At 44.6% G+C, this 18,713-nt stretch carries 7 protein-coding genes and 1 pseudogene; 7 read left to right on the top strand and 1 reads right to left on the bottom strand.

All coding sequences use genetic code 11. The annotated features are described in order from the left end of the window. Positions 1-59: 59 nt before the first annotated feature. The 7 genes and pseudogenes from GT348_RS07890 to trhO all read left to right on the top strand — a co-directional run bounded on the left by GT348_RS07890 (position 60) and on the right by trhO (position 16,088). Positions 60-1,559: an AMP-binding protein gene (locus tag GT348_RS07890; protein WP_160619231.1), complete on the top strand. Its 1,500-nt coding sequence runs from the start codon at positions 60-62 to the stop codon at positions 1,557-1,559. A 26-nt stretch (positions 1,560-1,585) separates the two neighbouring features. Continuing rightward, a complete protein-coding gene (locus GT348_RS07885) occupies positions 1,586-8,041 on the top strand; it encodes a type I polyketide synthase (RefSeq protein ID WP_160619230.1) in 6,456 nt (2,151 codons plus the stop codon). Then, the gene (locus tag GT348_RS07880) at positions 8,038-9,861 is read left to right on the top strand and encodes an AMP-binding protein (protein ID WP_160619229.1); all 1,824 of its coding nucleotides are present in this window, start codon (positions 8,038-8,040) and stop codon (positions 9,859-9,861) included. The genes GT348_RS07885 and GT348_RS07880 overlap by 4 nt, the downstream gene beginning before the upstream one ends. A 68-nt stretch (positions 9,862-9,929) precedes the next feature. Continuing rightward, positions 9,930-11,089 (top strand): annotated as a pseudogene (locus GT348_RS09705) (autotransporter strand-loop-strand O-heptosyltransferase). Beyond that, positions 11,086-12,492: an autotransporter strand-loop-strand O-heptosyltransferase gene (locus GT348_RS07870; protein WP_236646474.1), complete on the top strand. Its 1,407-nt coding sequence runs from the start codon at positions 11,086-11,088 to the stop codon at positions 12,490-12,492. Before GT348_RS09705 ends, GT348_RS07870 begins: the two are co-directional and overlap by 4 nt. Positions 12,493-12,606: 114 nt before the next feature. Then, on the top strand, positions 12,607-15,018 hold the full coding sequence (locus GT348_RS07865; RefSeq protein ID WP_160619228.1) for a putative bifunctional diguanylate cyclase/phosphodiesterase: 2,412 nt from the start codon (positions 12,607-12,609) through the stop codon (positions 15,016-15,018). A gap of 137 nt (positions 15,019-15,155) precedes the next feature. After that, complete coding sequence (gene trhO, locus GT348_RS07860; RefSeq protein WP_160619227.1) at positions 15,156-16,088, top strand: oxygen-dependent tRNA uridine(34) hydroxylase TrhO; 933 nt, start codon at positions 15,156-15,158, stop codon at positions 16,086-16,088. 444 nt (positions 16,089-16,532) lie between these two features. On the opposite strand, the gene GT348_RS07855 is transcribed toward trhO, so the two are convergent. Then, positions 16,533-18,713: a TonB-dependent receptor gene (locus tag GT348_RS07855; protein ID WP_236646473.1), complete on the bottom strand. Its 2,181-nt coding sequence runs from the start codon at positions 18,711-18,713 to the stop codon at positions 16,533-16,535.

Below are 18,713 nucleotides of genomic sequence, written 5' to 3'. Positions count from 1 at the left end.
ATTTTGTGCTGGGTTCTCGGGTGAGATATTAAGACCAAACTGCGTCTATAGGAGCGAGGATGTTTGATCGTTTTGTCCTCCGTAATGCGCAGCGCTATAAAGATGCGCTGGCGTTCGGAGGACTCGCGCGGCAATGTAGTTTTGCACGCCTAGAAGCTTCAGTGAGTCGTGTTGCGCGAGCATTGCAGAATTTAAGAGGACTGTCTGCACCGTTTATTGCTGTGCAATGTCCTGACTTATGGCGGCATTGGCTGTTGCTTTTGGCCCTGTCCCGTCTAGGTTTGGCGAGTGCATCTTTGCCTGATTCAGAGGTTCCTGAACAAGCTCTTGCTCTTTTAAATCCCGATCTCATTATCTCAAGTGGTGGTGATCTTTCCTCAAAAGAAAAAATCCTTTCACTTGACGATAAATGGTTTCGTAAGGTGCTTGCCGGGGTTGAGGATGACGGTCCGGAGTCTTATTTCCCTCCGGTTTCGGTAGATCCAAATGATTTATGTCGTGTTTCAATAGCAGCGGGAACAGATAAAGAATTCCACGCTATTGCTTTTAGTTTTTCAGAAATTGAGAGTGCTATCTTACGCTTAATCTACCAGGATAGTACGACAGTTTTATCCAACCTACGTCAGAATATAGAAAAACCTGACCTGCTTTGCACAATTGGTGCTGCTTCTCACAGTGCCTTTTTGATGATTGCTGCGGCTTTGGCGAGTGTTACGACGGTAAGAGAAACTGACAGTCAAAATGTTGGCTCAGAGGTTGTGCGCGGCACGCCACTTTTTGTCGTGATGACTCCATCCCACTTAGAACATCTTATAAAAATATTACCCCCTTCAATGGCGCCTCTTTCCCAGATTCACTTAACAATCGTAGGGGCGGCTTTATCAAATAATTTATTGGAAAAAACACTTAAGAAACTAACATCACACGTTACTATCGCCTATGGCACAGACGAATGCGGCCTTGTTTCAGAAAAAAGGGCTGCACTGCGTAAAAATGAGCTGAGTGTTGGTAATATTCTCCCCTGGGCCAGTGTTGAAATTGTAGATGAAAATGACAGGCCTCTTCCATATGGAGATGTCGGGATTATTCGTCTTCGTGCTTCAGGCATGGCGCGCTCTTATTATAATGAGCCAGAATTTAGCGCGACACGTTTTCGTGAGGGGTGGTTTTATCCTGGTGATAGGGGGTTTCTCTCTCAGAATTATGAGCTTCATCTAACCGGACGTGTTGATGACCTCGTTGCACTGGGAGGGGCCAAGTTTGACTTGTCAGTCATAGATTCCATTCTGAAAGCTGATCCCGTTATTTCGGACGCAGCGTCTTTTATTTATCGTAATGAGAAAGGCGAACAATCTTTATATTGCGCACTTATTACGCATGAAGATCTGGTGGGAAATGAGCTTTCTCAAGCACTGCGAAAACGCTATCCTGCTTTGCCGCCAGTAACTGTTATTTGGGTTGAAACAATTCCATATAAAACAATAGGTTTTGTAGATCGTGAAAAGTTGAGAGCCTCAGTATCACTTTTTCTAAAAGCTAAAGAAGAATCAGACTCTTAAGGGTAAAAATAAAGGAAAAAAGTTGCATGAGTATGAAGCGATCGGGTGAAATTGCTATCATTGGCGTAGGATTCGAATTGCCTTCACATTTAGGTAACACAAATGACCTTTGGCAATTTTTGCTCGACCGTCGCGACGCGACAACCGAAGTCCCGCCTGATCGCTGGAGTATAGGACATTTTTACGATCCTATAGACCAGACGCCCGGCAAAACAAGTATGCGCTGGGGAAATTTCTTAAATCATGATTCTTATGATTTTGAGCCTCTCTTCTTTGGTATTTCCCCAAGAGAGGGAATGCAAATGGACTTTCAGCAGCGCCTCTTATTGGGTGTTAGCTGGCGGTTATTAGAAAATGCAGCTCTCTTACCGGCTGACCTACAGGGGTCTCGTACAGGCGTTTTTATTGGCGGCTTTACTCAGGATCATCTAATTTTATGCGGTAGCCCCTTTATGCGGGCTCAAATCCGTGATCAATTTGCAGCTACTGCGGCATCTATGACCATGCTGGCAGCACGCTTGGCCCATGTATATGGTTTTCAAGGGCCAGCAATGGCTATTGATACAGCCTGCTCTTCTTCACTCGTGGCACTAGCTCAGGCCTGTAATGGGCTTTTGCTAGGGGATTGTGACGTCGCTATTGCTGGTGGCGTTAATTTTATGCTCTCCCCACAAACGGCCATGCTCATGTCTAAAGGGCATTTCTTAGCGAAGGACGGCCGCTCAAAAAGTTTTGATGCGTCTGCTGATGGATATGGGCGCGGAGAAGGCTGCGTTCTTTTTGCCTTAAAGCGCATAGAAGATGCTATGCGTGATGGTGATGATATTCGTGCCGTGATTAGTGGCACGGGTGTAAATCAGGATGGCCGCACAGCCGTCATCACGCTACCTGATGCCGATGCACAAGAAAACCTCATGAAAGAGGTTATGCGCAAGGCAGGAGTGGAGCCTTCCCAAATTGCTTATGTTGAAGCTCATGGTACAGGCACACCTGTAGGCGACCCAATCGAGGCCAAGGCTATAGCGCGTGCTGTTGGGCAACATAAGGCCAAAGGTGAAGATGTTGTTGTTGGGACTATTAAGGCTAATCTTGGCCATACAGAGGCTGTCGCAGGCGCATTAGGTGTCCTTAAGGCGTTGCTTTGTCTTGAGCATAGGCAAGTGCCACCTCAAGCGAATTTAACAGAACTAAATCCAGCCATACCTTTTGATGAATATCGTCTGGCCATTCCACAAGATAAACCCGCATTTTTACCGGAGAGTGAAGAGCTTTATGCTCTTGTGAATTCTTTTGGCTATGGTGGGACGAATGCCGTTGCGCTGTTACGCCGCCCTACTTTGGCTGAAAAGGAAAATGCACAAAGGAAAGTTGCGCAGAAATTCCGTGTTAAAAATGTAAAGGCAACAGGTTTTTTCAAGCGTATTCCTTTGGTGCTCTCTGCATTTTCTGAAAAATCATTGCAGGGTACAGCACATAATTATGCTGAACTCATAAAAAGCGAGGCTTTTACAAGCTGGGAAGAGCTTTGCTTTTCTGCTGCGGCCTATCGTACCCGTTTTCGTCATCGCGCTGTAATTTTACCGAGTGCAGGGGGAAATGAGGCAGAAGAAGCCCTGGCAGCATTTGAGGCTTTTGAAAAAGGCGAAAAACATCCTGCCCTTTTTGTAGGAGATGCTGTTACAGATCGTAAAACAAAACCAGTTTTTGTTTTTTCTGGCATGGGCCCACAATGGTGGGGCATGGGGCGCCAGTTTCTAAAAAAGGCTACGGGCTCTGTTCGTCGTCTAGCGCAAGAATGCGATAAGGAATTTCAGGAAATTTCAGGTTGGTCTATTCTAAAAGAACTAGCCCGTTCTGAAAAAGAGTCTCGTATTCAGGAAACGGCTATTTCTCAGCCAGCCATCTTCTTATTACAAATTTGCTTAGCAGAGTTTTTTAAACAAAAAGGTATAGAGCCAGGGGCCGTTACAGGCCACAGCGTGGGTGAAGTTGCTGCCGCCTATGTCAGCGGTGCTCTTGACCTAAAAAATGCTGTTAAGGTCATTTATCATCGCAGTCGTTTGCAAGCCCGCCTTGAGGGCAAAGGCACGATGTTGGCTGTGGGTCTTAGTGCCGAGTCCTTAAAAGAAGCGATTGAGCCTTTTGGTCATAAAGTCGCTATTGCCGCCATTAATGCTCCTGAATCATGCACATTAGCTGGCGAGAAAGAGTCTCTAGAATCCCTTGCCAAGGATTGGGAAGAAAAAGGCATTTTCACGCGTTTTTTACGCGTAGAGCTTCCTTATCACAGCCCCTTTATGGAAGAAATCAAAACCGATTTGATTTCCTCTTTAGCTGACCTTGAAAGCCAAGAACCTCATTGCCCACTTTACTCTACAGTAACGGGCCAAAAATGGGAGGAAAATGCCCCTCATGATGCTGCATACTGGTATCAGAATGCCAGAGAGCCTGTGCAGTTTTTAGAGGTTACACGCCAGCTTTTAAAAGATGAATTTCCAGTCTTCTTAGAAATTGCTGCTCATCCTGTTCTGGCAAGTTCTATCAAAATAAGTGCTGAGGAAACGCGCCATACCATAGCGGTTTGTCCGAGTTTGCGTCGGAAAGAAGATGATCAGGAAACACTCACCGCGGCATTAATAAATCTTACTTTAGGTGGTGCAGAGCCGGATTGGCGCTGGATCATGCGGCCTTCACGTGTTGCTTTACCGCCATATGTCTGGTGTGTCGAAAATGAATTATGGCAGGAAATGGAGGCATCCCGTCGTGATCGTTTGGATCTTGCCATTCATCCCGTTTTGGGAACAGCTTCGTTAAACTCTGGCCGTTCCTGGCAGGCTAATATTTCGGCTGTGATTATGCCCTGGCTGGTTGATCATCGTATTGATAATATTACCCTCTTTCCTGCGGCTGCCTATATTGAGGCAGCTTTGGCAGCTCACGAACAAATTGAGTCAAAAGCACCAGCTATTTTAGAAGATCTGCGCCTTACGGCTCCGCTTGTTTTACAAGAAGGGTCTGTGCCTGTTGTGGCCTGGTGTTTTGACTCAGAATCACGTGTGCTGAGTTTTACAAGCGAGACTATAGCCTATAATGGAGATTGGCAGGTCCATGGCCAGGTTACGCTGCTGCAAGCGGCCCCTTGGAAAAAAGATCAAATTGATCTTGAGGTAGTCAAGCAGGGGCTGACTCGCTTTGAAGGGCCTAAAATTTATGAAGAACTGGCTGCCCATGGCATGGGTTACGGTCCTTCTTTCCAGACACTAACAGCTCTTTATCGTGGCGAAAATATTTCTATCGGTGAGGTTTCGCTCAAAGAGGCTGAAAAATCCGAGCTAGAAAATTATTTCATTCATCCTGCACTTTTAGATGGTGCAATGCATGCGATGATTGGGGCCTTCCCGCTGGAAGGTCATAATGACAGCTTATTTGTCCCTACAGAGATGCGCCGTGTGAGCTATATGGGGCAGAAATGTGAGGCAGTCACTGTTGTTGTTAAACCAAAATATCGCTCTACTGAACGTGTTGAAGCTGACCTCACTCTTTATGATAAAGAGGGGGAGGTTGTTCTAGAGATTCTGGGTTTGAAATGCCGTCGTTTAGCGCGGGCCGGGCATGATGAAGAAAGCCGCGTAGGGCGTCTTTTACTAGCACCTTCCTGGGTAATGACTGAGCGGCAAATGCTGTTAAGTGAACCGCTTAAAATTGCTCTGATTGGTAAAGCTGGTGATCTGGCTTCACGCCTGGAAACACTCCTGACTGAATGTGGCGCGGACGTTCTTTCTTATCCTTCGACCGAACAAGATGACCTTGTCACTTTACTGGAGAATGATAGGAAAATTTTGGAATTGCGCTCACTTATTTATCTGCATGATCCAGATAAAAATGGCGAGCAGTCTGCGATTGAGGCCGTACAAAAAGCATTAGCCTTCGTCAATAAAATACCAACCCGCACACGCCATAAACGTTTGCCATTAATTATTGTGACGCACAATGCGTATCATGTCCCGGGGTATGATGAGTTAGTGTCACCTGCACAACGTGCCCTAACAGGCTTTTTCCGGGGTGTTCAGAGTGAGCGCATTGATCTTGCGATAAGATCAATCGATCTTCCGCAGATTTTGCCCGAGGACATGCTAGAAGATCTAGCGGCAGAGTTTGTTACAGAAGCTATAGAAGAAGATACTGTAGCCCTCCGTGATGAGAAGCGTTACGTCGAGCGCCTCATTAAACCTAATTTAAATCCCGAACCTGCACCTGTGCCTTTTGAAACATTGGAAGGGAGCCAGGATGGCCATTTAGGGATCCGCTTAAAGCCGGGCTCATCAGGAACGCTGGAATCTTTGAGCTGGCAGGCTTATGAAGTGCCTAAGCCTGGCCCAGGTGAAGTTGTTTTTCGCACTACCCATGCCGGTCTTAATTTTAAAGATATTTTAAAAGCAATGTCCCTGCTGCCAGAATCAGTGGTGGAGGGAACCTATAATGGTGACCATCTGGGTATGGAATCTATTGTAGAGGTTGTGGCTGTAGGCGAAGGCGTTACAAAACGTAAAGTCGGAGAGAAATTACTCTTTATCTATCCTGAGAGCTTCAGCCTTTATCGGGTCTGTAATGTGGATGGGCTTGATCTTTGCACCATTCCCCTTACTGAAGAAATTCTGGCTTACTCAGAACCTGCTATTGTGGGAGCCCCACTGGTTTACGTTACAGCCTGGTATGTGCTGTTAAAATTGGCCCATCTTGAAAAAGGTGAGAGCGTTCTTATTCATGCGGGTGCTGGTGGCGTTGGCCAGGCCGCTATTCAAATAGCGCTTATGAAAGGGGCAACAATTTATGCCACTGCCGGTAGCGAAGAAAAAAGAGACTATCTAAGAAAACAAGGTTGCGCGGGCGTATGGGATTCTCGCACGTTAGAATTTGTTGATGGTATTCGAAAGGCGACAAATGGACGGGGGGTTGATGTTGTACTCAATTCCCTCCCGGGCGAGGCTTTGACACAAAGTCTGCATTTGGTGGCACCTTTGGGTCGTTTCATAGAAATTGGTAAGCGCGATATTGTTGAACATCGTCGCCTTGACCTCACGCCTTTTAACGAAAATCTTTCTTTCTTCTCATTTGATATGGACCGCCTCATGCCTGATGAGCGGGTGGGAAGAAGTATTCTTACTGAAATTATCGATTGTGCGAGGGCGAATAAAATCAGCTTCTTGCCCCATACGGTCTTTCCTGCTTCTGAGGTTGTGGAAGCGTTCCGTTTCCTGGCATCATCGAAGCATATTGGGAAAGTAATCCTCTCATTTGAGGACCTGAGCAATGTTCAGGCACGCCCAATGAAAAAAGAACCGCCTAAGATTAAGGCTGATGGTTCTTATCTCATTACAGGGGGCATGGGCGGCTTTGGACTTAAAACAGCCGAAGCACTTTTGCGTCAGGGAGCCGGTGCATTACATCTCTTGGGGCGTCGCTTGCCAAGCCAGCCTGAAATGCAAGAGGCTCTAGAAACATTGAAAGAAACCGCTAAGGCTTTTGGTGTTGAGGTTCATATTCACCTAGTGGATGTGACGGATAAAAAAGCCGTTAAAAAGCTTGTTAAATCCGTTAATGCGTCAGAAAAACCGCTTTGTGGTGTGTTTCATGCGGCAGGTGTTGTTGATGACATGATTGTCGCCAACCTGACACCAGAGAGTGTTGAACGCGTTATGGCACCTAAAGTTCTTGGAGCAGAGGCGCTAGACGAGGCAACGCAAGGCTTAGAGCTGGATTACTTCGTTCTTTATTCTTCTTTTACAACTGAAATCGGTAATCCTGGTCAAAGTTCTTATATTGCTGCCAATGGCTGGTTAAATGCCCTTGCCGAAAAACGTCGCCAAAAAGGCGAGACAGCCATTGCCGTTGGTTGGGGCGCTATTGGTGATGTTGGGATGTTAGTGCGTAATGAGGCCGCAAATCGTATATTTGACGTTGCGGGTGTCAAAACAATTAAAGCAGAAAAAGCTCTCAGCTTGTTACCTGCCTTATTGCGTGTTGATCAGCCAAGCCTTTCCATTGTTGATATTGACTGGTCACGAGCTTTCGGGGCGTTAACATGGCTCGAGGGGGTTGCTCGTTTTGCTCCCGTTCGGCAGGAAAGCCGTAAGGGTGGCCTTTCCGATACATTAAATATTCTTTTCTCTCTGCCAGAGTCAGAAAGATTAGATTACGTACTGGCTCGTCTGAAAGGGCAGTTAGGGTCCGTATTACAAATTGACCCCGAGACAATTGGTGATGGGGCAAGACTTTCAGAGCTTGGAATCGACTCTCTTGCGGGGGTTGAGCTGCAAATGGCCATTCGTTCGGAATTTGGTGTTGACGTATCGCTTGTTGTGTTAGCGCGTAATGAAACCATTATCGAAATGGCACGCTCTCTTTTACGGCAGGCGGCTACGCTTAATGCAAGTAAAACTCCTCTTATTGGGGCTGATGATGTTTCAAAGGAGGAGGGATGAACAAAATAGAGGATTACCATCTTTATAGGCATAAAGATGGTCGTCTACTCCTTGACTGGAAAAGTTCTACGCTAGATGAAATGCTAAGTTATCGGGCGCTTATAACGCCCGATTTCAAACAATTTAGCTATATTGGCGATGGCGAAAATGTCACTCAGGATATGACGCTGGCTCAAGCTCATGAATGGGCGTGTCGTGTGGCTGGCCTCATTGCACGTTTTGCGCCTGAGCGTTCTCATATTGTGCTATGCTTTGAAAATGGCCTAGAGGCTATTGCTGGTTTTTTTGGCTGTGTTTATGCCAATATGATTCCTATTTCAGGCATTTATCCTACTGCGCCTGAAAGTGTTACACGCCTTGTTGATATTTTAGAAGATTCACAGGCTGTTGCTGTGATTGGTCTGCGTCAAACATTACTCGATTTTAGACGTACGATGCCTAAAGGCGCTCCGGCAGTAAAATGGATTCCGATTGAGGGGGCTGAAAAAACAGAGCCACTTTATCGTCATCACGCTGCTGATATGCATGATGTAGCCTTTGTGCAATATACGTCGGGTTCAGTGGGACGGCCACGCGGGGTGCAGATCACGCATAGCAATCTGGGCTATAATCTCTTTCTTATGCTAGGAAGAATTGGCTTTTATGACGGAGCCCTGGGAGTAAGCTGGCTCCCATTATCGCATGATATGGGGCTTATTACAGGTTTGCTGGTCGGGCTGACTGCCGGCGGGCCTTGTATGCTCATGTCTCCGTTTCATTTTATTGAAAAGCCTGAGCGTTGGCTAAAAATTATAAGCCGATATCGTGTGTCTTTTACAGCCAGCCCCAATTTTGCTTATGATTTATGTACCAGGACTGTTTCAGAAGACACATTAAAAACGCTTGATCTTTCCTGCTGGTGGCGTTCTCTTATCGGTGCTGAGATGATTGAATGTGACACGGTCGAAGGGTTTATAGATCGTTTTTCTAGCGTGGGTGTTAGTAAGAAACTTATTCATTCAGGCTATGGAATGGCTGAGACAACCCTTGGCTTTGCCAGTGGGGGGCAGCATGTTGCCGTGCAGGAAAAACGCGGTGATTCTGTCGTTACTTTTAAGGCTTTTTCAAGAGCAGGCCTTACAAAAGGATTAGTTATCCCACCCAAGGATGAATCAGATCAACGTGTATTGGCAAATTGCGGTATGGCGCTGGAAGGCCATAAAATTGCTGTCGTTGACCCAGAAACGGGCGAAGATTTAGGTGAGGATCGGGTCGGAGAATTATGGTTGAGTGGCCCCAGTATTTCGCCTGGATATCTCAATCGTGAGCAGGAAAATAAGGAACGGTTTAATCTTCCATTAAAGGGCGACTTTTATTTTAGGAGTCGTGATACTGGCTTTATTCATCAGGGAAATCTCTATGTTACCGGCCGATTGGAAAATCGTCTTCTGATAGGGGGGCGTCGTTTTGATCCTGATGATTTAGCGAGTGTTATCCGTCAAAAATGCCCTCAATTTACTGTTCGTGGTTTAGCTATATTCTGGGATGACCAAGCGCTTTGTGTTTTGGGAGAAATATCATCGTCAGCTATATCGGACCAGAAATTTACCCTCATAAAAAATATGGCACGTGCCATTAAACAAATCTGTCCGGTAAAAGCACTGAAAATTGTGTTAGTGCGCACTGGCGGCATTAGCCGTACGCCGAGCGGTAAAATTCGCTTAATGGCCACTCAGGAGGCATTTAAACAAAAAACACTACCTATTATAGAGGAACAGCATTTTTCGACTGAAGAGCTCGAGGCATTGAACATACTCGACCTGCCTTCAGTAACTTTATAGGGCTTGATCAGGCATATTTTACAATCAGTTAAAGACAGTAATCTTGTTAAAGGATATGGGCTAGGCAAATGAATAATGACGGTGTGTTAACGCAAGAAGGCCCAGAGGGTATCCGCTATGATTTCCAGGATGGTTGTCGTGTTTGGGTGCCTGATGGGGCCAAGTGGCGCATAGAATTATATGATAGCCAGACTGATAGTCTTTTATTTCAACATAAGATTGAGTCTTCAAGCTTAGTTCAAAGTTCAAAACGTTTTTACGTGCCTTTTGAATTTAAAGTTTGGAAAGAAGACAAGCTTATCTTTACCCATCTTTGTGAATTACAAGACAAAGAAGTGCTTATTTCTATGGAGCTTGGAGGCTTGGGAGACCATCTGGCTTGGGTTGGCCATGCCATTGCCTTTCAGGAGCGTCATGGATGTCGTCTGACATGTAAAGTCAATAAAAATCTAGTCCCGTTATTGTCTGGTGCTTATCCTCATATTCGCTTTATAGGGCCTGATAGCGAAGATGATCGTTTTTATTATGCACAATATAAAGTTCTCGTATTTTTCAATGATCATGATCGCAATTTTCAGCCCAATGATTATCGTCAGGTAGGTTTAGCCGTGATGGGGGCCTATATTTTAGGACTATCCCCTCATGAAAGACGCCCCAATGTTGTAGCAGATCCTGGGGACGCCCCATTAAGGAGCGTTACGTTTGTATTGCGTCGCAAGCTTCGGGCATGAGCAAATATTGGCATAATCCGTCGGGGTGGTCTGAAATTGTCAAATTCCTAAAGGAAAATGGCTATCGCGTTATTTGTATTGATCGCAGCCGTATTGAAGGAAGTGGTGATATGTTGCGCCCAATTCCTTATGGCGTTGAAGATGAAACGGGAGAACGTCCTTTAACCGAGCGTGCACGCTGGCTCAAACATGCAGATTTTTTTGTAGGACTTTCATCTGGGCTTTCTTGGCTTGCCTGGGCAGTGGAAACACCAGTGGTAATGATTAGTGGGTACACCGAGCCCTATAATGAGTTTTATACGCCCTATCGTGTCATTAACCGTCATGTTTGTAATGGCTGCGCCAATGATGTGACAAAAACCCTGGAAACAACCGATCGACAATTTTGCCCCAATCATAAGGGCACTGACCGGATGTTTGAATGTGGTAGAAGCATTTCCTTGCACCATGTGAAATCGGTTATTAAATCAATTCCTGGTTTTGGAGTTCAGTCGTGACAGAGACCTCAAAAGATCGCATTCTCCAAGACATTATTCATTTAAAGGGAGAAGATTTTTCTGAAACACCCGTGGCGGTGCAGAGTACATCAACAGAAATGCCCGATATATCCCTCAGTGAATCTGTAAGTTCTGAGGGGAACATCACTATTGAGGAGGAAAAAGAACAGCCTCAGGCCCCGATTCTCATGGGGGCGACACCTTTTCCAGAGCCTGTTCCTAGATTAACGCAAGAAGGACCGGAAGGAATCCGCTATGACTTTAATGCGGGTGCCCGGATTTACCTTCCTCCCGGTGACTGGAAAATGCGTTTAAAAGATACAGAAACGCAGAGCCTTCTTTATGAAAGAGAGGGCGGGGATGTTCAGATCCTGTCCATCAAACGGCATTTTTTTCAGGCACGTATAGAAATCGAGAAAAATGGTAAGCTCTTTTGGAGCCATGATTTTAATGCAGCGGGTAAAAAAGTAGCGGTCATTATGCCAGGTGGCACACTTGGCGATACGTTAGGCTGGTTTCCTTATGCTGTACGTTTTGCCAAACAGCATAAATGTGAATTAACAGTCATGATGGTTGAGCCCATCAAAGAGTTATTACAGCCCGTCTATCCTGACGTGCGTTGTGTAACGCGCGAAGAATATGAAAAAATTCGTCATGAATTTTATGCGACCTATTATATTGGTCTCTATTTCCATGATCAGGATAATAAATGGCAGCCAGCAGATTTTCGTATGGTGGGGCTGCACCGTACAGCAGGCTATATTTTGGGTGTTGACCCTACAGAAGAAGCGCCCTTGGTTGATATTGCGCAGGCTGATAAACGGCCTATTGCGGAGCCTTACGTCGTTATTGCTGTTCAAGCCTCATCAGCGTGTAAATATTGGAACCATCCTACAGGGTGGATGGATATCGTTGCGTACCTAAAACAAAAAGGGTATCGCGTTATCTGTATTGATAAAGAACCTGTCATAGCTTACCAGCTTTATTGGAATAGTCTTCCTTATGGCGTTGAAGATGAAACGGGAGAGCGTCCTTTAAGTGAGCGCGCACGCTGGCTTAAACATGCAGATTTCTTTATAGGACTTTCATCAGGACTTTCCTGGCTTGCATGGGCAGTAAAAACACCTGTTGTAATGATTAGCGGTTTTACACATCCCATAAATGAGTTTGATAATCCTTATCGTGTTTTTTCAACTCACGTATGTAATAGTTGCTGGCATGATATTAGAACGCCTTTTAAACATGACGAGTATATTTTCTGTCCTCGTCATAAAGGCACATCGCGACAGTTTGAGTGCACAAAAGCAATTTCACCTAGTTACGTTATAGCAACTATTGAGCGCTTATGTGCCGACTACAAACTAGACCCCAAAAAGAATAAAAAAACAAAATCAAGGAAATAATTTTTTATAGTGCGAGTAAGATAAAGCCCTCTTTCATTTACATAAGAGGGCTTTAACGCTTCGTAAAGTTAATCTCTTTACTAATCAAGACAGGATTAGAAGGAGGAAGCTTTTATGAAAGCGGCTGGAAAAGATCACGAAAGATTATATAGAACCTCTGATAATCTTGGTAATGTTTTAACGCAATATCGTGGTTTTGGGCCCTTTTTGGTCTCAATGTTCAAAAATATCTACAAAATAAACCCAGTAGATCCAGCTATTAGTACAATTAAAGCCCATATATTGCACAGTTTTGCGCCAATTTTTGCTGTGTTGCAGCTTATAGTGGCATTTTGTCTCACATTCTTTTTATGGGACGTGTCAGGTAGTGTTGCTTCTATTTCGTTAATATTTACGGCCATTCTCATTATTGCGCTGTCAGCTTATTTCTTTTTTGTCAAAGAGCAGCATTTAATGCGTGCTCCTGCTATTTATGTGCTACGGCTCTTTGCTCTATGTCTTGGAATTTTTTGGGTGACGATCCTTGTCACTATTTTTCCAAAAGAATCAGATATAGGGCAACTTATCGCCTGCCTTCTCGTTATGGCTTTAATGGCAAGTGCTGTTTTGTTTTTACCTGTAGCGGGGGCTTCAGCCCTTTTTTCTGCCGTTGTGGGGTTGGGCACATGTGCCGTTATTTTGTATGACTGGGCAAAATTTCATCATGAAACTTTGTATCTTTTAGGTGCAATAATATTCTTTATTTATACTTGTATTGTTGTTTTAAGTTGTGCGCTTATAAGAGAATTATTAATCGGTTATTTAATCAAACGTTATTATTTGGAACAACGAAATGCTATTTTAACCCTGTTGTTAGGTGATACAAGTGATATTGCCGGAGACTGGTTGTGGGAGACTGATGATGAGGGCGCTTTAACGGGCGTTTCTCCCTCTTTTAAACACGCACTAAATGTTCAGGAAGATGTCCTTTATGAGCAGCCTTTTGTGGAAATCATGCTGCAAAAAGCCAGCCAAAATAAAGGAAAAAGCTTTTTTGAAGATATGGAGCGCCTGAAAGAGTGTTTAGAACAAAGGCTGTTTTTTCGTGATTTGATTGTGGAAGTACAAAAAGAAAATGAAACACGTTATTGGTCATTAAGTGGGCGACCATTATTTCAGGACCAAAAATTTGTCGGGTATCGTGGGGTAGGAACAGACGTTACTCATATTCATAATATCCACAGAAAAGCATCTTTTAGAGCACGTCATGATGAAATGACAAATCTCCCTAATCGGACGGCCTTTTTTGATGACATGGAATTTTATCTGGTCGAGGCAGAGCAGTCACAAGAGGTATTTGCTCTTTTGAATATTGATCTTGACGGTTTTAAAAGCGTTAATGACCAATATGGGCATCATGCAGGTGATTATGTTCTCTCTCAAATAGCCATTACACTTAATAAAATTTTGGGAGAGGGAGATACGCTTTATCGCATTGGGGGAGATGAGTTTGTTCTCATCAATAAAAAAACCTCTAAGGAGAAAGCCAACCTTATTGCCCAGGATTTGATAAAAGCCATTACTTCCAAGCCGATTACGATAAAAGAAGGTGCTAGTTGGACACCTGGAGTGAGTATTGGCATTGTTCTCACAAAAGGAGGTATGGAAACAGTTACGGATTTACTGGCTGCAAGTGATTTGGCGCTTTATGAGGGCAAAAAACGTGGTGGCAACTGTGCTGTTTTCTTTGATTCTGAACTTGAGACATTAGCACAAAGAAAACTGAGTTTATTGCGTGATTTGTCCTTAGCACTTGATGAAGGCGAAATTTCTTTACGCTATCAACCATTTTATGATGCGCAAACACAAAAGCTCCGTGGTTTCGAAGCTCTTCTTTGCTGGAAACATTCCCTTTATGGGCGTATTTTAACCGAACAAATCATTACCATTGCTGAAGAGTCAGGTCTCATACAAAAGCTTGGTCTGTTCGTGCTTGCTAAAGCAACGGAGTTTGCTGCTTCCTGGCCAGAACATCTTATTTTGTCCATTAATCTCTCTCCTGGTCAAATTTTAAGAAAAGACTTTATTAATGAATGGCTAATCGTATTGGATGGAACAAAATTTCCTCCGCATCGTTTACAGATTGAGGTTACGGAAACAATTTTTATGAAGCAGAGTGCTGCTACTTTTGCCAAGCTTCATAAATTGCGTGATCGTGGTATGGCTATTGCTCTGGATGATTTTGGAAAAGGCTTTTCTTGCCTGGGTTATTTATATTTCTTCCCGTTTTCTAAAATTAAATTGGACCGCCTCTTTATTCGCGATATGTTACGTGACCAACGGGCAGCTACAATCGTAAAAGGGATAGTTAACCTAGCGGTTGATCTCAGTATTTCCTTGACTGTAGAAGGTGTAGAGAGCCGGGAACAATATGATTATATTGTCGGTCTAGGCTGTTCAGAAGTGCAGGGATTTTTCTTTGCAGGACCTCTTCCACCCAAGACTGTAATACAGTTGATCTCCAAGAGTGGAGAGATTGTTCAATAGAGAAATAAAAGACGTTAGAGATGTGCTAAGATGTAAAAGAGCAGCATTTTAGCGATAATCTTGTATAATAGAGGGCTGTTTCTTATGCGGGGAGCCTGTTAATAAGAAGTCAAACTCCAAATCAGGGAGAGAGTCTGATGTCTGATACGTCTTTACCTATTCGCGTTGTCGCCCTTTATCGTTTTACCCCTTTTGAAAAGCCTGAGGATTTACGCGGTCCTTTGCGTGATTTATGCAAAAAAGAAGGCGTAAAAGGTATTCTTCTCTTAGCTCATGAAGGCATTAACGGTACAATTGCCGGAAGTGATGAGGGGATTGAACAAGTTTTAAACCATATACGTACATTTCCTGGTTGCGCTGATCTGGAATATAAAGAATCGCGTGCGCCTTCAATGCCGTTTTTGCGTACAAAAGTGCGTTTAAAGCGTGAAATCGTCACAATGGGTCAGCCAAATATTGATCCATTAGAATGTGTTGGGCGCTATATAGAGCCTCAGAAATGGAATGATCTAATTTCTGATCCAGACACAATCCTAATGGATACACGAAATGATTATGAAGTAGCGATTGGCACGTTTAAAGGGGCGATTAACCCCGATATTCAAACTTTCCGTCAATTTCCTGAATGGTTTCGTCAAAAACGTCAGGAAATCGAAGCACAGGGTAGAAAAGCAAAAATTGCCATGTTCTGCACTGGTGGCATAAGATGTGAAAAATCGACAGCTTTTGCCCGAATGGAAGGAATTGACGAAGTTTACCATCTTAAAGGCGGCATTTTAAAATATCTTGAGGAAATCCCTCAGGAAAAAAGCCTATGGGATGGTGAGTGCTTTGTGTTCGATCAGCGTGTGTCTGTTGGGCATGGGCTTGTTCCAGGTGATTATGAGTTATGCCATGCGTGCCGTAATCCCATTAGTGCAGAGGATAAGGCGTCTCCTCAATTTGAGGAAGGTGTGAGCTGCCCTCATTGTTATGGAAAACGCACAGAAGCTCAACGTCAGCGCTATCGTGAGCGCCAGCAACAGGCGAAATTAGCCGAGAAACGGGGCACCGTCCATTTAGGGAGCTAGAGACCAGCTCCCTCAAAGAGAAGGGGGGAAGTTAGAAACTTCCCCTTAATGTCAGATTAACCGAGCGCCTCATAGCGAGAACAGGCGATGGTAATGTTCTCGTAGGATGGTTTCTATCAGAAAGCTCAGTGTCAGCGTTATCGTGAATGCCAGCAACAGGCGAAATTAGCCGAGAAACGGGGCACCGTTCATTTAGGGAGCTAGAGACCAGCTCCCTCAAAGAGAAGGAGGAAGTTAGAAACTTCCCCTTAATGTCAGATTAACCGAGCGCCCCGTAGCGAGGAACAGGCGATGGTAATGTTCTCGTAGGATGGTGGTTTCTATCAGAAAGCTCAATGTCAGCGTTATCGTGAATGCCAGCAACAGGCGAAATTAGCCGAGAAACGGGACACCGTTCATTTAGGGAGCTAGAGACCAGCTCCCTCAAAGAGAAGGGGGGGGAAGTTAGAAACTTCCCCTCAATGTCAGATTAACCGAGCGCCCCATGGCGAGAACAGGCGATGGCAATGTTCCTGTAGGGTGGTTTTTATCAGTGACCATGCGCCCTCCTAGGGGGAGAAAATAGCGCTGATTCAGCAGATTATCTAATCCAACATCTAGGCGTAGAGTGTGCCAGCTATAGCCAGCGCCAAGGCCTAACAAAGCATAACCAGGTGTGCGGGCTTCGCTGCGAATTGAGTCAACAGATCGCTTGGCTTTTACTAATGTCAGCTCAGCACGACCAGACCAATGGCCATAACTTTCATGCAATCCAATAATACCGCTAAGAGGCATTTGCTGATAAAGCCCTGTGTGTGAAGTCTTATCCTGACCTCGCACCCAATTTAATGTGGTTGTAAATTGGCCTGTGCCAAAACGGTTATTACTCCATAGTTGTACACGGCTAGAGGCATTAATTCCATAATTCTGAGCGTTATGATTGACAAAGCGCAGCTGGTTAAATCCATTTGCGAGCGAGGCAATTTTTTCCACATTAATGTAATTATGGATATGGTTGAAATAAGGTTGCACCATGAATTCCCAACGTTGCTGATAAGGATCATGGAAGCGGAAGGTAATGCTACCAATATTGGCAATTTCTGGCTTTAGGTTAAGATTGCCAACATAACCATTTCCATCACCAAACCAGCCAATCATACGCGAAGACATACCACTACGCCCCCAACTATAACGCTCATAGAGATTGGGTGAGCGTGTTTTGCGGGCATAGCCACCCTCTATTGTGAGGTAATTCGTGGCTTTGTAACGAATAATAACGGTGGCATCAAAATTAGCGTCTGTGCGTCCTCTTTTAGAAGCATTAAAGGCTTTGGCAGCCTTGGCATCATCGCCCATACCCATCATGTGGCCTGTCATCATATGTCCCATCCCGCCCATATTATAGGGAGAGACATCACCAGTATTCATCATGACAACATCGCTTCTCATTCCAATTTCAGTAGAAAGGCGAGATGTCCATTGTGAATTCCACTGGATAAAATGGCCTAAATGGTCACGATGGGCATCATTGAGATTATGATAAGTACCAGGTCCCATCATCATGCTTCCCTTAAGAGGAGGCCACCAGTCATTAAGACCATTATGTTGGAACTCGCTTCCCACTTTTAAAGTTTGCATGGTTGTGAGAGGAATTGTCGCTTTGATAGAATAACCTACACTGCGAGCAGCAATATTCATCGGCATGCCTGTCGTGTCAGAATGACCGCCTTTATCGGAAAGCATGTTCATGGCGTGATCAACACGTTTCCAAAAACCGCGAATATCTAAATTTCCCCAGTCAAATGTGCCGAGATATTTCCCATTAACGGAGGTAGAGCGGTTATTTGTCTCATCCATATATTGATTGGGAAAGCCTTGATAAGGCATGGATTGCTGACTGAAAGTGACAGCGAGCATGTGGTTTTCGTGGTGTAAACCAGCTGTGACGGCATGATTATAGCTGAGGTAATTTGTGGAAGCCACATGCCCACCGCGCCCACCAGCTGTATAATTACTGGCATGACTATAAGAGGCCGTATAGCGCAGACTTAATGTGTCATCTGCTACGGTAATGGAGCCGGCAGCACCTGAGCCACCACCATTACTGCGCCAGTCTGCACGGGCATTTCCAGTGGCGAGAATTTTACCTTTTTCAGCAAATTGCGGGTCTTTCCGCTCTACAGAAATGGAACCTCCAATTGAATCGCCTCCTTCACTGACAGACGTTATCCCTCCCGTAGCTTTGCTGGAGGCGATACTATCCATATCAATTTGTGAAAAAGCAGGGTTCATATGATTAGGACAATCAGCCCCAACTCTAATCCCATCAATATAGGTGGCTAGACGATCATCAGCCATGCCATTCAGCACGGGTAGTGATGACAGCCCCCCTGCTGAATAAGAGCTAAAACCTGGGACATCTCTAAAGAGAGATGTTGTATCAGCGTTTTGAGAAAAATGTTTTTTTTGTTTGGTAACAGTGATGGTTTCTTCTTTCTTAGAAGAGGAGTCATCATTATCTAATGCGTCGTCTGCTCTGGCCTGAGTGAGTGACAGCAAAGAGCTAAGCAAAAGAAAGGTGCAAAATGGCAAACAGCGCCTAGGTACAGACATGTAGCCTGTTAATGCCAGTTGAGAATTAGACAC

The organism is Aristophania vespae, from assembly GCF_009906835.1.
Lineage (GTDB): Bacteria > Pseudomonadota > Alphaproteobacteria > Acetobacterales > Acetobacteraceae > Aristophania > Aristophania vespae.
The sequence above is the reverse complement of the archived record's forward strand: the minus strand, read 5'-3'. Positions and strand labels throughout refer to the sequence as shown.